This is a genomic window from Variovorax raffinosi, assembly GCF_051216615.1.
GTDB lineage: Bacteria > Pseudomonadota > Gammaproteobacteria > Burkholderiales > Burkholderiaceae_C > Variovorax.
On sequence record NZ_JBPJZR010000003.1, the window covers coordinates 401,131 to 416,024 of the forward strand.

General features: G+C 65.7%; 14 protein-coding genes. 9 read left to right on the forward strand and 5 right to left on the reverse strand.

Annotated features, from left to right (window positions below):
- Nucleotides 1-4: 4 nt before the first annotated feature.
- Nucleotides 5-259 carry a TIGR04438 family Trp-rich protein gene (locus ACSFB7_RS13005; RefSeq protein ID WP_435470646.1) on the reverse strand — a complete coding sequence of 85 codons (255 nt, stop codon included), beginning with the start codon at nucleotides 257-259 and terminating at the stop codon, nucleotides 5-7.
- A 105-nt stretch (nucleotides 260-364) separates the two neighbouring features.
- Between ACSFB7_RS13005 and ACSFB7_RS13010 the strand changes: the two genes are divergently transcribed.
- On the forward strand, nucleotides 365-670 hold the full coding sequence (locus ACSFB7_RS13010) for a c-type cytochrome (protein ID WP_435470648.1): 306 nt from the start codon (nucleotides 365-367) through the stop codon (nucleotides 668-670).
- 6 nt (nucleotides 671-676) lie between these two features.
- Here ACSFB7_RS13010 and ACSFB7_RS13015 read toward each other — a convergent pair whose 3' ends face one another.
- Together ACSFB7_RS13015 and acs are read right to left on the reverse strand one after the other, a co-directional pair.
- Nucleotides 677-1,177, reverse strand: coding sequence for a LapA family protein (locus tag ACSFB7_RS13015; RefSeq protein WP_435470650.1), 501 nt, complete (start codon nucleotides 1,175-1,177; stop codon nucleotides 677-679).
- 129 nt (nucleotides 1,178-1,306) lie between these two features.
- Nucleotides 1,307-3,304 (reverse strand): acetate--CoA ligase, encoded by a 1,998-nt coding sequence (acs, locus tag ACSFB7_RS13020; RefSeq protein ID WP_435470652.1) that lies wholly within the window; start codon nucleotides 3,302-3,304, stop codon nucleotides 1,307-1,309.
- A gap of 145 nt (nucleotides 3,305-3,449) precedes the next feature.
- Between acs and ACSFB7_RS13025 the strand changes: the two genes are divergently transcribed.
- Nucleotides 3,450-4,085 (forward strand): YqhA family protein, encoded by a 636-nt coding sequence (locus ACSFB7_RS13025; protein WP_435470654.1) that lies wholly within the window; start codon nucleotides 3,450-3,452, stop codon nucleotides 4,083-4,085.
- A 32-nt stretch (nucleotides 4,086-4,117) separates the two neighbouring features.
- Here the strand turns inward: ACSFB7_RS13025 and ACSFB7_RS13030 are convergent, their stop codons facing one another.
- Nucleotides 4,118-5,035: a LysR family transcriptional regulator gene (locus ACSFB7_RS13030; RefSeq protein ID WP_435470656.1), complete on the reverse strand. Its 918-nt coding sequence runs from the start codon at nucleotides 5,033-5,035 to the stop codon at nucleotides 4,118-4,120.
- 110 nt (nucleotides 5,036-5,145) lie between these two features.
- Between ACSFB7_RS13030 and ACSFB7_RS13035 the strand changes: the two genes are divergently transcribed.
- The gene (locus ACSFB7_RS13035) at nucleotides 5,146-5,763 is read left to right on the forward strand and encodes an NAD(P)-dependent oxidoreductase (RefSeq protein ID WP_435470658.1); all 618 of its coding nucleotides are present in this window, start codon (nucleotides 5,146-5,148) and stop codon (nucleotides 5,761-5,763) included.
- Between the two features lie 64 nt (nucleotides 5,764-5,827).
- Here the strand turns inward: ACSFB7_RS13035 and fumC are convergent, their stop codons facing one another.
- A complete protein-coding gene (gene fumC / locus ACSFB7_RS13040; RefSeq protein ID WP_435470660.1) occupies nucleotides 5,828-7,225 on the reverse strand; it encodes a class II fumarate hydratase in 1,398 nt (465 codons plus the stop codon).
- Nucleotides 7,226-7,784: 559 nt separating this feature from the next.
- Here fumC and proV point away from each other — a divergent pair.
- From proV to ACSFB7_RS13070, 6 genes are all read left to right on the forward strand, one after another.
- Nucleotides 7,785-9,041: a glycine betaine/L-proline ABC transporter ATP-binding protein ProV gene (gene proV, locus ACSFB7_RS13045; protein ID WP_435470661.1), complete on the forward strand. Its 1,257-nt coding sequence runs from the start codon at nucleotides 7,785-7,787 to the stop codon at nucleotides 9,039-9,041.
- A gap of 21 nt (nucleotides 9,042-9,062) precedes the next feature.
- Nucleotides 9,063-10,235, forward strand: a complete 1,173-nt coding sequence (proW, locus tag ACSFB7_RS13050; RefSeq protein WP_435470663.1) for a glycine betaine/L-proline ABC transporter permease ProW — start codon at nucleotides 9,063-9,065, stop codon at nucleotides 10,233-10,235.
- A 23-nt stretch (nucleotides 10,236-10,258) separates the two neighbouring features.
- Complete coding sequence (gene proX / locus ACSFB7_RS13055) at nucleotides 10,259-11,269, forward strand: glycine betaine/L-proline ABC transporter substrate-binding protein ProX (RefSeq protein ID WP_435470665.1); 1,011 nt, start codon at nucleotides 10,259-10,261, stop codon at nucleotides 11,267-11,269.
- 408 nt (nucleotides 11,270-11,677) lie between these two features.
- Complete coding sequence (locus tag ACSFB7_RS13060; RefSeq protein ID WP_435470667.1) at nucleotides 11,678-13,231, forward strand: fumarate hydratase; 1,554 nt, start codon at nucleotides 11,678-11,680, stop codon at nucleotides 13,229-13,231.
- A gap of 46 nt (nucleotides 13,232-13,277) precedes the next feature.
- Nucleotides 13,278-14,096, forward strand: a complete 819-nt coding sequence (murI, locus tag ACSFB7_RS13065) for a glutamate racemase (protein ID WP_435470669.1) — start codon at nucleotides 13,278-13,280, stop codon at nucleotides 14,094-14,096.
- Between the two features lie 11 nt (nucleotides 14,097-14,107).
- A complete protein-coding gene (locus tag ACSFB7_RS13070) occupies nucleotides 14,108-14,893 on the forward strand; it encodes a PA3715 family protein (protein ID WP_435470670.1) in 786 nt (261 codons plus the stop codon).
- Nucleotide 14,894: the final 1 nt, after the last annotated feature.

Consider the following 14,894-nt stretch of genomic DNA (forward strand, 5'->3'; position numbering starts at 1 on the left):
GCGTTCAGCGGCGCGGGGGCTGACCGTTGCTGGTCTTCATGCCCATGTTGGTCTTCTGGCGGTCGATGCGCGCCTGCCTGCGCTTGTCTTCCCGCTCCATGACCCTTCGCTTGGTGTAGCCCGAAGAATCGGCCCAGGCCCACCACGCGACAGCCATCGCGAACGGGGACAGCACGATCCACCAGCTCCAGCCGGCGACCATGCCGACTGCGAAGTACTTCAGGGCAATGCCCAGCAGGCCCAGCAGCAAAAACAACATCGCGAATCCCCCGGGGTTTGTGGCAACGCATCCGGGCGCCGGTGCACGGCGCTACCTACAATCGCGTTGCATCGAATGTAACCCAGCCCTTACGAAATACCCCCCATGAAAAGAGTCCTGTTGTTGGTCGCCCTGGGCCTCGGCGTCGCAGCCCCCGCCTTCGCCGATCTCGCCCTGGCCACGTCGAAGAACTGCATGAGCTGCCATGCGGTCGAGCGCAAGGTGCTCGGGCCGTCGTTCAAGGACGTGGCCGCGAAATACAAGGACGACAAGGGCGCCGTCGACACGCTCGCCAGCAAGATCATGAAGGGCGGCTCCGGCGTGTGGGGGCCGGTGCCGATGCCGGCGAACAACCAGGTCAGCGAAGCGGACGCGAAGAAGCTGGCCGCCTGGGTTCTGTCGACGAAGTAATCCCCATCAACCCTGCGGGTTGATGTCCAGCGGCAGCGGCCGGCGCTCGATGCGGTCTTCAAGCTGGCCGATGTGCGCGGCCACCGTGTTGTCGGTCTGGTCCGAGCGCAGCCGGACTGCGGTCTCAAGCTGATCCATGCGCGACAGCAGCGCCGTGTGACGGTCTGCGTTGTGGGCCATGTGCTGGTTCTCCTGTGCTTCGAGGAAGTTGCGCAGCTCGGTGAAGCGCGAGGCTTCAGCCTTGTCCGCGAGGTCGCGCTGCACCTGCATTTCCTTCGTGTGGCGCTTGGTGTCCAGCAGCACCGAGCTGTGCAGGTACAGCACATAGACAAGGAAGAAGGCCGCGAGCACGCCCGTGAGCCCCAGCATGATCAGCCCCAGCGGCGCCGAGACGGTCATGAAGCCCAGCCACACATCGGTGGGCGCCGAAAGCGTCCCCCAGTTCAGTGCGGCGAGCGCTGCGATCAGCAGCACGATGACGAACAGGAAAGCGGATCTCACGCCCATGGGGGCCTCCTTCGGAAAGATCGAACACATCGGAAACGCCCGCGCGCATCAAGGCGCGCGGTGACTCCGATGGTTTTACCTCAGGCAAAGGGCCCGCCCGGCGCTGCCGGACGGACAGGCGGCCACGTCCTACAGGCGTTCTGACAACTGCTCGAGGATTGCCGGGTTTTCCAGCGTCGAGGTGTCCTGCGTGATCTCCTCGCCCTTGGCGATGCTGCGCAGCAGGCGCCGCATGATCTTGCCGCTGCGCGTCTTGGGAAGGTTGTCGCCGAAGCGGATGTCCTTGGGCTTGGCGATCGGGCCGATTTCCTTGGCAACCCAGGCGCGCAGCTCATTGGCGATCTGCTTGGCTTCTTCGCCGGTCGGGCGGCTGCGCTTGAGCACGACGAAAGCGCACACGGCCTCGCCCGTCACGTCGTCGGGACGCCCCACCACCGCGGCTTCGGCCACGAGGTCGGTCTTGGAGACCAGCGCCGATTCGATTTCCATGGTGCCCAGGCGGTGGCCCGAGACGTTCAGCACATCGTCGATGCGACCGGTGATGCGGAAGTAGCCGCGGTCGGCGCTGCGCACCGCGCCGTCGCCGGCCAAATAAATCGTGCCGCCCATCTCCTCGGGGAAGTAGCTCTTCTTGAAGCGCTCGGGGTCGTTCCAGATGGTGCGGATCATCGAGGGCCAGGGCCGCTTGATGACCAGCATGCCGCCCGCGCCATTGGGCAGGTCTTTGCCGGTCTCGTCGACGATGGCAGCCATGATGCCCGGCAGCGGCAAGGTGCACGAGCCCGGCACCAGCGGCGTGGCGCCCGGCAGCGGCGTGATGACATGGCCGCCGGTTTCGGTCTGCCAGAAGGTGTCGACGATCGGGCACTTCTCATGACCGATGTTCCGGTGGTACCACATCCACGCTTCGGGATTGATCGGCTCGCCGACCGAGCCGAGGATGCGCAGGCTCGACAGGTCCCAGTTCTTCGGATGCACTTTTTCGTCGCCCTCGGCCGCCTTGATGAGCGAGCGGATGGCGGTGGGCGCGGTGTAGAACACCGACACCTTGTGCTTCTCGATCATCTGCCAGAAGCGGCCCGCATGCGGGAAGGTCGGGATGCCCTCGAACACCACTTGCGTGGCGCCGGCCGCGAGCGGGCCGTAGGCGACGTAGGTGTGGCCGGTGATCCAGCCGATGTCGGCGGTGCACCAGAACACGTCTTCGGGCTTGATGTCGAAGGTCCAGTCCATCGTGAGCTTGGCCCACAGCAGGTAGCCGCCGGTGGCGTGCTGCACGCCCTTGGGCTTGCCGGTGGAACCCGAGGTGTAGAGGATGAAGAGCGGATGCTCGGCGTTCACCGGCACGGGCGGGCAATCGGTGCTCTGGCCCTTGAGCGCTTCGGTGAAGGTCTTGTCGCGGCCTTCGACGCGGTTCCATGCGGTGGGCGTGCGCTCGTACACGAACACGGTCTTGATCGACTCGCAGCCGCCGAGTGCGATGCCGTCGTCGACGATGGCCTTCAGCGGCAGTTCCTTGCCGCCGCGCAACTGGTAGTTGGCGGTGATGACCGCCACCGCGCCGGCGTCAATGATCCGCTCCTGCAGCGCCTTGGCCGAGAAGCCGCCGAACACCACGCTGTGGGTGGCGCCGATGCGCGCGCAGGCCTGCATGGCGATCACGCCTTCGACCGTCATCGGCATGTAGATGACGACGCGGTCGCCCTTCTGGATGCCGGCGGCCTTGAGCGCATTGGCGAACTGGCTCACGCGGCCGAGCAACTCCTTGTAACTGACGTTGGTGACGGTGCCGTCGTCAGCCTCGAAGACGATGGCTGTCTTGTTCTCGACCGGGGTGCCGATGTGCCTGTCGAGGCAGTTGGCGCTGGCATTGAGCTCGCCGTCGCCGAACCATTCGTAGAACGGGGCCTTCGACTCGTCGAGGGTCTTCGTGAACGGTTTCGTCCACTGCAGGTTGTCCTTGGCCAGCCGGGTCCAGAACCCTTCGAAGTCCTGTTCGGCCTCCTTGCACAGCGCGTCATAGGCGGCCATGCCGGAAATTCGGGCGCCTTCGGTGGCGCGGGCGTCGGGCGGGAACACGCGGTTCTCGACCAGGACGGATTCAATGTTCTTCGATGCGCTGCTCATTCTCTTGTCTCCTGGATGGATGCGGCCGTAATGTCGGCGGGCCCACTTACGGGCTACTGACGGCCCGATGTTAGTTCGCGGGGTTATCACGAGTACGACACGGGGGCACCCCTAGAATCGCCGGTCTTCCACGAACCTCCACCCGATGTCCGCGCCCGATCCTTTCGACCCTCTGAACCCGCCCGCCCGCCGGAACGCGCCCATGGGGCCGCTGCCCCGGCTGATCTTTGCGAGCCGCTGGCTGCAACTGCCCCTGTACCTGGGCCTGATCGTGGCACAGGCGGTGTACGTGATGCACTTCCTGGTCGAGCTGCTGCACCTGGTCGAAGCCGCGTTCGGCAGCCAGACCGCGCTGCAGGCCCTGATCACCAGCATCGGCTACAAGACGACGGCACCGGTCGGCGCCCTCAACGAGACGGTGATCATGCTGGTGGTGCTGGCGCTGATCGACGTGGTGATGATCTCGAACCTGCTGATCATGGTGATCGTGGGCGGCTACGAGACCTTCGTGAGCCGCATGAACCTGGAAGGCCACCGCGACCAGCCCGAGTGGCTGAGCCACGTGAACGCCTCGGTGCTCAAGGTGAAGCTGGCCACCGCGATCATCGGCATCAGCTCGATCCACCTGCTCAAGACCTTCATCAACGCGGACAACTACACCGACCGCGTGCTGATTGCGCAGACGGTGATCCACATCGCCTTCCTGCTCTCGGCCATGGCCATCGCCTACACCGACAAGCTGATGACGGCGAACGCGTCGCAAGGCGGCGCTCCTCACTGATCCTTCACCGGCGAAGCGCCTGCTGCTTCGCCCTACCCCGCGCGCGGCATGTCCCACGCAGGCATTTCGGTGAAGCGCTCGGCCAGGAAGTCGAGCATGGTGCGCAGCGTGGCCGGCATGTGTTTGCGCGAGGCATAGACGGCATACATGCCCACCACCTGCGGCTCGAAATCGGGAAAGAGCGGCACCAGTTCCCCAGCCTGCACCAGCTCCGACGTCAGGTAGGTCGGCAGCATCGCGATGCCGGCCCCGGCCCGCGCCAGGTACATCAGACTGGCCGCATCGTTGGTCGATACGTTGCCGCCCACGGCCACGGACGCCGGCTCCCCATCTTCCTTGCGCGTGAAATTCCAGAGGCTGCGCCCGAAGTAGGAGTGCGTGAGGCAATTGCGCTGGGCCAGCTCCTCCACGCGCACCGGCTTACCATGCTCCTTCAGGTAGGCCGGTGAGGCACAAACCACCGAGCGGCATACGGTGAGCCGCCTCGCGATCAGGTTGGGATCGATCTCGACCGCGACGCGAATGGCCAGGTCGATGCGTTCGTCCACCAGGTTCACCGCGCGGTCGAGCAGCACGAGGTCGACCGCCACGCCCGGATAGAGCCGCACATAGTCGGCCACGGCCTCGGCCAACTGCGCTTGGGCGAACGAAGTGCTGGCGGTGATGCGCAACTGCCCGCGTGGCGCCTCGGCCGGATGCCGCACCGCGGCCTGCATATCGCCCGTGAGTTCCAGCACCTGGCGGCAACGCGGCAACAGCTCTTCGCCTGCGGCAGTGAGGCTCAGGCGGCGTGTCGTGCGGTGCAGCAGGCGCGCGCCGGTCCATTGCTCCAGCTCGGCCACATAACGCGTGACCACGGGACGCGACATGTCGAGCTTGTCGGCCGCAGCCGAGAGGCTGCCCGAATCCACCACGTTCACGAACACCCGCATTGCGTTCAATCGATCCATATGAACGATTTTAGAAATAAAGAAGCGCGCAATTCGAGGTATTTCTTTCGAAAGCAGAAATCTAAGATGCGGCTCATCCCTTCCACTTTTCTTTCTGACAGGAGTTCCTCATGAGCCACATCGCCATCATTGGTGCCACCGGACGCGCCGGCGGCCGCCTTCTCGAAGAAGCGCTGCGCCGCGGCCACACCGTCACCGCCATCGCCCGCAAGGCCAGCGAGAAGCTGTCGGGCCGCGCCAACGTGAAGGCCGTCGACGTCGATGCGCTCGACGCATCCGCGCTCGAAAAGGCACTGGCCGGCCACGACGCCGTGTTCAGCGCCGCGCACTTCGCCACCGTGCCGCCCGCAGCCGTCATCGGCCCGGTCAAGCGTGCGGGCGTCAAGCGCCTGCTGGTGGTCGGTGGTGCCGGCAGCCTGTTGGCAGCGCCGGGTCTGAAGGTGATCGACACGCCGAACTTCCCCGATGCGTACCGCGCCGAAGCCTCGGCCGGTGGCGTGTTTCTTGACGCGCTGCGCAACGAGAAGGAACTCGACTGGACCTTCCTGTCGCCCTCCGCCGAATTCGTCGAAGGCGAGCGCACCGGCAAGTTCCGCCTGGGCAAGGACGACCTGCTGGTGAGCGCCGAAGGCCGCAGCTGGATCACTTTCGAGGACTACGCGATCGCGTTCATCGACGAGCTGGAAAAGCCCGCGCACTCGCGCCAGCGCTACACCATCGGCTACTGATCGGCCGGCAACAAAAAAGGACCCTCGCGGGTCCTTTTTTCATGGTGCCATGAGGTTGGCCGGATCAACGGCCCGTCATGTTTTCAGGCACCACCCACTGGTCGAACTGCTCGGCCGTCAGATGCCCCGAGGCAATCGCCGCGTCGCGCAGGCTCGTGCCTTCCTTGTGCGCCTTCTTCGCGATATAGGCCGACTTGTCATAGCCGATGTGCGTGTTCAGCGCCGTCACCAGCATCAGCGAACGCTGGACCAACTCGGTGATGCGCTCGCGGTTCGGCTCGATGCCCACGGCGCAGTGGTCGTTGAAGCTCACCATGCCATCGGCCAGCAGGCGCACGCTCTGCAGGAAGTTGTGCGCCACCATCGGGCGGAACACGTTCAACTCGAAGTTGCCCGAAGCGCCGCCGATGTTGATGGCGACGTCGTTGCCGAACACCTGCGCGGCCAGCATCGTGACGGCTTCGCTCTGGGTCGGATTGACCTTGCCCGGCATGATCGACGAGCCGGGTTCGTTCTCGGGAATGCTCAGTTCGCCGATGCCGCTGCGCGGACCGCTCGCGAGCCAACGCACGTCGTTGGCGATCTTGTTCATGCTGGCCGCCAGCGTCTTCAGCGCGCCGTGCGCATGCACCAGCGCATCGACGCTGGCCATGGCTTCGAACTTGTTCGGCGCGGTCACGAAGGGCAGGCCCGTGAGCTTTGCCAGCTCGGCTGCCACCTGCACCGCGTAGCCCTTGGGCGCATTGAGACCGGTGCCGACGGCCGTGCCGCCCAGCGCCAGTTCGCACAGATGCGGCAGCGCCGCGCGCACATGCGCCTCGCCATGCGCCAGTTGCGCCACGTAGCCCGAGAACTCCTGGCCCAGCGTGAGCGGCGTGGCGTCTTGCAGGTGGGTGCGGCCGATCTTCACGATGTCGGCGAAGTCCTTGGCCTTCTGGTCGAGCGTGCCGCGCAGCTTGGCGATGGCGGGCAGCAGCTTGTGGGTGATGGCCTCGACGGCCGCCACGTGCATGGCGGTCGGGAACACGTCATTGCTCGACTGGCTGCGGTTGACGTCGTCGTTCGGGTGCACCAGGCGCCCTTCGCCACGCTCGCCGCCGAGGATTTCGCTGGCGCGGTTGGCCAGCACCTCGTTGACGTTCATGTTGCTCTGCGTGCCCGAGCCGGTCTGCCACACCACCAGCGGGAACTCGCCCGGGTGCTTGCCGGCGATGACTTCGTCGGCGGCCGCCACGATGGCGTGGGTCTTCTTCGCGTCCTGCAGGCCCAGCGCGTGGTTGACCACGGCCGATGCGCGCTTGACCTGTGCCAGCGCCTTGATGATCTCGCGCGGCTGCTGCTCGCCGGAGATGTCGAAGTTCTGCAGCGAGCGCTGCGTTTGCGCGCCCCACAGCTTGTCGGCCGGCACGTCGATCGGGCCAAAGGTGTCGCGCTCGGCACGGGTCTTGGGGGAAGTCGTCATGAGAAAAGCTCCGCAGTCTTGGAAAAAGCGCGCCCGCTCGCCGGGCGCGGCGTCGAGTATCGCCCGATAGGAATGGCTCGCATCTGACGAGGACTTTGCGTCTCCGCTGACATCACCTTACGCCTCCCAGGTTGACAGTCGTCATGCCAAAAAGTTATGATTCGAGGCTTCCGAGGACCTATAAGTCATGTTGATGACGCTGTAGGTCTCACCTGCACTACTCGCGGATCTTGAATCCCGTCGCGGTGCCAGGTTCATTCATCCGCCGGGCCCAGCCCGGCAAAACCGGCCGGATTTTTCCGGCCCCATTGCCACGTCACGCTCTTCCAGGCGGCGCCCCTCGACCAGGCCCGTCGCTCTGCGAATGAAGCATCCGGCGGGCACTGGTTTCGTCGCCATGTCGTCTTCAGTGCCTGTCGGCAGCCTTTGCGGCTCGCCGGGCCATTGCACGCGCATTCATCACGCGCTCTGTTCGGGCAGCCCCATCGGCTGATGGCGTGGCCGTTGCCGCTCTTCGGGGCGGTGCCGTGTCCACCCTCACACAAGGAGCCCCCTGCGTATGGCCAAAGGAATTCTCATCGACCACGTCTTCAAGGTTTTCGGCGACGAGCCGGAGCAAGCCCTGGAACTGGTCCGGCAAGGTTTTTCAAAGAAGGAAATCCTGGCGCGCACGGGCCAGTCGATCGGCGTGTTCGATGCCACCTTCGAGATTCAGGCCGGAGAAATCTTCGTCATCATGGGTCTCTCGGGTTCGGGCAAGTCGACGCTGGTGCGCCTGCTGAACCGACTGATCGAGCCGACTGCGGGGCGCATCGTGATCGACGGCGCGGACATCAACGAACACTCCGACGCCAAGCTGCGCGCGCTGCGCCGCAAGGACATCAGCATGGTGTTCCAGTCGTTCGCGCTGATGCCGCACATGACGGTGCGCGAGAACACCGCCTTCGGCCTCGACCTCTCGGGCACCGGCAAGAAGGAGCGCCTTGCGCAGGCCGACAAGGCGCTGGCGCAAGTCGGGCTGGCGGGCTGGGGCGACAGCTACCCCGACGAGCTGTCGGGCGGCATGCAGCAGCGCGTGGGCCTGGCGCGGGCGCTGGCGTCCGATCCGTCGATCCTGCTGATGGACGAGGCCTTCTCCGCGCTCGACCCGATCATCCGCACCGAAATGCAATCGGAACTGTTGCGCCTGCAGCAGGAGCAGCGCCGCACCATCGTCTTCATCTCGCACGATCTTGACGAAGCCATGCGCATCGGCGACCGCATCGCCATCATGAAAGACGGACAGGTCATCCAGGTCGGCACGCCCGACGAGATCCTGCGCAGCCCGGCCGATGACTACGTGCGCAGCTTCGTGCGCGGCGTGGATGCAGCGGCCGTGTTCAAGGCGGCGGACATCGCGCGCAAGTCGCTCACCGTGGTGTGCGAGCACCCCGAGCGCGGTGCGCGCGCAGCCCTCAAGGTGCTGGAAGACCAGGACCGCGACTACGCCTACGTGACCAGCCCGAACAAGCGCTACCTGGGCACCGTGTCGGCCGACACGCTGCGCTCGGCGCTCGACGGGCATTCGGGTCCGCTCGGCCTGCGCCATGCGTTCCTGAACGACCTCGGCGTGATCGAGGCCGACGCCCCCGTGGCCGGCCTGATCGGCCAGGTGGGCCAGGCGCCTTGCGCGATGCCGGTGGTGGCAAGCGACGGCCGCTTCTGCGGCGCGATCAGCAAGACGACGCTGCTGAAGTTTCTTGATCGCGACACACCGCCGATCGACCCCGCGCACCAGCCCCAGCAACCCGCGCCCGTCACTGCCGCTGTGGCTTGAACGACTTCGAAGGACCTCTTGATGAACGACACCGCACTGCCTTCCGAATTCACGCCATTGAACGACGCCGCCACCGCCTTGCCGCCGCAGGCACCCATGCCCATCGATCCGTGGGAGGCCATGTCCGCAGCGCCCGACACGTCTTCGACCAGCGCCTGGCTCGACGCTCCCGTCGACGCAGCCCACCAGTTGGCCGGTTCGGCCGATGCCACCACCGGCGGCTTTCACTTGCATCGCCTGTGGGACGGCTCCCTGCCCGTCGAGTCCTGGATCAACCAGGGCCTGGGCTGGGTGGTCGAACACTTCCGCCCTTTCTTCCAGACCGTGCGCCTGCCTATCGACAGCACGCTGAATTGGGTGCAAAGCCTGCTGACGGGACTGCCCACGCTGGCCATGATCGCGCTGATCGGCCTGCTGGCCTGGCAGTTCGCCGGCCGCGCGCTCGCCATCGGCACCTCGGTTGCACTGCTGCTGGTGGCCATGCTGGGCATCTGGCCCGAAGCCATGGTCACGCTGTCGCTGGTGCTGACCTCGCTGGTGTTCTGCATGGTCATCGGCCTGCCGCTGGGTGTCTTGCTGGCCAGCAGCGACCGGGCCCAGCGCCTGATGCGCCCCGTGCTCGACGCGATGCAGACCACGCCCGCTTTTGTCTATCTCGTGCCGGTGGTGATGCTGTTCGGCATCGGCAACGTGCCGGGCGTGATCGTGACGATCATCTTCGCGCTGGCCCCGCTGGTGCGCTTGACCAACCTGGGCCTGCGCCAGGTGCGGCCCGACCTGATCGAGGCGGCGCGCGCATACGGCGCTTCGCCCTGGCAGATGCTCGTGAAAGTGAAGCTGCCGCTGGCCATGCCGTCGATCATGGCCGGCATCAACCAGGCACTGATGCTCTCGCTGTCGATGGTCGTGATCGCCTCGATGATCGCCGTCGGCGGCCTCGGCCAGATGGTGCTGCGCGGCATCGGCCGGCTCGACATGGGCCTGGCCACCGTGGGTGGCCTGGGCATCGTGCTGCTGGCGATCTCGCTCGACCGGCTGACGCAGGCCATGGGCAAGTCGCGCCGCAGCGCCGGGCGCCGCTGGTGGCATACCGGCCCGGCCGGCTTTGCGCTGCGACTGCTGCAGCGGCTGGTGGGTACGCCTTCGCGTCAAGCGAACGAGCCCGCTCCTGTCCTGTCCACACAAGCGCAATGAGCGGTCACGAAGGAATCCAACGCATGAAGAAAACCAGTCTCATCGCACGCGGCCTGCTGGCCTTTGGCTTTGTCGCCTTCAGCCTCGCCGCACAGGCCGGCAGCGAGCTGCCCGGCAAGGGCGTCACCGTGCTGCCGTTGAAGAGCTCGCTCGCCGAGGAGGCGTTCCAGACGCTGCTCGTGATGCGCGCGCTCGAAAAGCTCGGCTACACCGTCGAGCCCATGAAAGACCTCGAGCCCGCCACCGAGCACCTGGCCATCGCCAACGGCGACGCCACCTTCATGGCCAACCACTGGAGCCTGCTGCACGCCGACTTCTACAAGAACAGCGGCGGCGACGCCAAGCTGTCGCGCAAGGGCGTGTATTCGGAAGGCGCGGTGCAGGGCTACCTGATCGACCGCAAGACGGCCGAGCAATACAACATCACCAGCATCGCGCAGCTGAAAGATCCGGCGATTGCCAAGCTGTTCGATGCGGACGGCGACGGCAAGGCCGACCTGACGGGCTGCAACCCCGGCTGGGGCTGCGAGCTGGCCATCGAGAACCACATGACGGCCTACCAGTTGCGCGACACCGTCACACACAAGCAGGGCAGCTATGCCGCGCTGATGGCCGACACGATTGCCCGTTTCAAGCAGGACAAGCCGGTGCTGTACTACACGTGGACGCCGTACTGGGTCAGCGCCGTGCTGCGCCCGGGTGCGGACGTGGTGTGGCTGCAGGTGCCCTTCTCGTCGTCGCAGGGCGATGGCGGCAATGTCGACACGCAGTTGCCGAACGGCAAGAACTACGGCTTCCAGGCCAACCAGGAGCAGATCGTCGCCAACAAGGCCTTCGTCGAGAAGAACCCGGCGGCGGGCAAGTTGTTCGAGGTGATGAAGCTGCCGATCAGCGACATCAACGCCCAGAACCTGCGCATGAGTCAGGGCGCGAATACGCAGCAGGATGTGGAGCGCCACACCGACGGGTGGATTCGGGTGCATCAGGCGCTGTTCGATGGCTGGATTGCGGAGGCTCGGGCTGCGGCTCGTTAGCCTCTTTGGTTGAGCGCGCTGTTGTTCAGGGCGACGCTCACGCCGACACGGTGCTCTTTTTCGCGAATGTCCCCCGCTTCGCTCCTCCTTTATTTCGCGAAAAAGAGCCCCGTATCGACGTGAGCGTTGGACAGAGCAGTCGTTGATCGTGGGATCACCAGCAGTGTGTCCCTGTGCGAATGACACCGGGTGCTCCCCGCAGCGAAATAAAGGAGGAGCGAAGCGGGGGACATTCGCGGAGGGGAGCACCCGGTGTCATTCGCACGTGCCCCGAATGAACCCGCATTCACACCCTATAGCCCCGTGACAGGCACAGGCACGGGGTCCCGACGAGATCAGGACAGACCGCAACAGACGGCGACTGAGATAATCCGGGGGCGTTTCCCACTCCAATAAAAGCCCCCCACCATGACGACCACGATCCAGCAGTCCGACCTGATCGAATCGATCAGCGCTGCGCTGCAGTACATCAGCTACTACCACCCCACCGACTACATCGCCCACCTGGCCAAGGCCTACGAGCGCGAACAGAGCCCCGCTGCCAAGGACGCCATCGCGCAGATCCTCACCAACAGCAAGATGAGCGCCACGGGCCACCGCCCGATCTGCCAGGACACCGGCATCGTCAACGTGTTCCTCAAGGTGGGCATGGACGTGCGCTGGGGCGGCTTCACCGGCAGCCTTGACGACGCCATCAACGAAGGCGTGCGCCGCGGCTACAACCACCCCGACAACACGCTGCGCGCCTCCGTCGTGGGCGACCCGCAATTCGATCGCAAGAACACCAAGGACAACACGCCCGCGGTGATCTTCACCGAGATCGTTCCGGGCAACACCGTCGAAGTGACGGTCGCGGCCAAGGGCGGCGGCAGCGAGAACAAGAGCAAGCTGGTCATGCTGAACCCCGGCGACAGCGTGGTCGACTGGGTGCTCAAGACCGTGCCGACCATGGGCGCGGGCTGGTGCCCACCGGGCATGCTGGGCATCGGCATCGGCGGCACCGCCGAGAAGGCCGCGCTGATGGCCAAGGAAAGCCTGATGGACGACCTCGACATGCACGAGCTGCAGGCCAAGAAGGCATCGGGTGCCGAACTCAGCAAGGTCGAGGCGCTGCGCATCGAGCTGTACGAGAAGGTCAATGCCCTGGGCATCGGCGCGCAAGGCCTGGGCGGCCTGGCCACTGTGCTCGACATCAAGATCAAGATGTACCCCACGCACGCGGCCAGCAAGCCCGTGGCGATGATCCCCAACTGCGCGGCCACCCGCCATGCGCACTTCGTGATGGACGGCAGCGGCCCGGTCTACCTCGATCCGCCGTCGCTCGACCTGTGGCCCGACGTGAACTGGGCGCCGGACGAAAAGAAGAGCAAGCGCGTCGACCTGAACAAGCTCACGCCCGCCGAAGTCGCAAGCTGGAAGCCGGGCGACACGATCCTGCTGAACGGCAAGATGCTCACCGGCCGCGACGCCGCGCACAAGCGCATTCAGGACATGCTGGCCAAGGGCGAAAAGCTGCCGGTGGACTTCACCAACCGCGTCATCTACTACGTCGGCCCGGTCGATCCGGTCGGCAACGAAGCCGTTGGCCCCGCCGGCCCGACCACCGCCACGCGCATGGACGGCTTCACCGAGATGATGCTGGCGCAGACCGGCCTGATCGCGATGATCGGCAAGGCCGAGCGCGGCCCGGTCGCCATCGAGGCGATCAAGAAGCACAAGAGCGCCTACCTCATGGCCGTGGGCGGCGCCGCCTACCTCGTGAGCAAGGCCATCAAGACGGCCAAGGTCGTCGGTTTTGCGGACCTCGGCATGGAAGCCATCTACGAATTCGACGTGGTCGACATGCCCGTGACGGTGGCGGTCGATGCGGGCGGCACCAGCGCACACATCACCGGCCCGGCCGAGTGGCAAAAGCGCATTGCCAGCGGCGAGTTCAAGACCATCATGATGGAAGAGGCCTGATGCGCACCGCCCATCCGTTCGCGGTGCGCAGCACGGAGGTTTTCTGATGCTTCCGGTCGGCGTATTCGACAGCGGCGTGGGCGGGCTCAGCGTGCAGGCCGCGCTGCGCGCCGAACTGCCGCACGAGCATTTCGTCTACTTCGCCGACACGGCCTATGCGCCGTATGGCGAACGCGGCGATGCGTATGTGATCGAGCGCTCGCGCAAGGTGATCGAGCACCTGGTGCGGGAACACCGCATCAAGGCGCTCGTGATCGCCTGCAACACGGCCACGACCGCAGCCATCCATCTGCTGCGGGCCGAGAACCCTGACCTGCCGATCGTGGGCCTGGAGCCCGCGCTAAAGCCCGCCGTGGCGAGCAGCCGCACTGGCCATATCTCGGTGATGGCTACGAGGGGCACACTGGCCAGCGCCAAGTACGCCGCGTTGCGCGACTCGTTCGCCGGATCGGCCGATGTGCGCTCGGTGCCATGCGACGGACTTGTGAAGGCGATCGAGGGCATGGACTTTCCGTCGATCGCGGCGCTCTGCGCACGCTACATGGCGGAAGCCGGGCCCTTCGGCGAAGCTCCGGGCGAGGTCGACACGGTCGTGCTCGGCTGCACCCACTACCCGCTCGTCAAGGACGAACTGCGCCGCCATGCGCCGGACGCGCTGCGCTTCATCGACACCGGCTTACCTGTCGCGCAACAGACTCGACGGCTGCTGACTTCGGCAGGCCGTCTTGCGGATGAACGCGGAGCACCCCAAGGCAGCCTGCTGCTGCAGAGCAGCGGCGATGTCGCCGTGCTCGAAGCCGCCGCCGCACGCTGGCTGCAAGGCCCCTCGCAGAGCATTGCGGCATCCACGGCCATCTCGGCCTGAAACACCCCTTCATGCGTCTCCTGCGCCCCGCCCTGCTCCTGCTGGGCCTGTTCACGGCCAGCCTGAGCCACGCCGCCTGCGAAAGCGGCCTGGCCGAGCGCATGCATGCCAAGCTTCATCCGAATCGCCCGCTCGACGAGCGATTGGCGGCCTGCAAGGTCTGGCCGGCTTTTCCGGGGCGCAGCATCGTCGTGCTGCCAATGCCGCGCGAGACCAGCGACACGGGCGCGAAGGTCTTCGATCTCGAACTGCTGCTGATCCAGCGGCCGGACAACGGCAACACCGAGCGCGACACGGTGATCGGGCGGCTCTTCCAGCCCGAGGCGCTCGACGAAGACGCCGTCACGTCGATCCAGGACATCCGCATCGACACCTCGCGCTATGTGCTGTCAGCCGATGCGCGCGCCTTCGGCCTGCGTGTTCGCTACAAGGGCGGGAGCGCGTCGGCCAGCCCGCTGGCCAGCGAGACCATGCGCCTGTACGTCCACCATGCCAACAAGCTGCGGCAGGTGATGCAGGAGGTCGAACTCGACCACGACAACGGGGGATGGGACGCGACCTGCACCGGTCACTTCGAGAAGCTGCGGACCATGCTGTCGGTCGGCAAGGCGACCAGCAACGGTTTTGCCGATCTGCTGCTGTCGCGCACGCTCGTGCAGAGCCATGCGCAGGAGCAGGAGGATCAAAGCTGCGTGGAGAAGGCGCTGCCCGCCAAGTTCAGCACGGTCACGCTGCGCTACGACGGCGAGCGCTTCCGTGTGCCCAAGTCGCTGTTGCAGCAGCAACAGCGCAACTGAC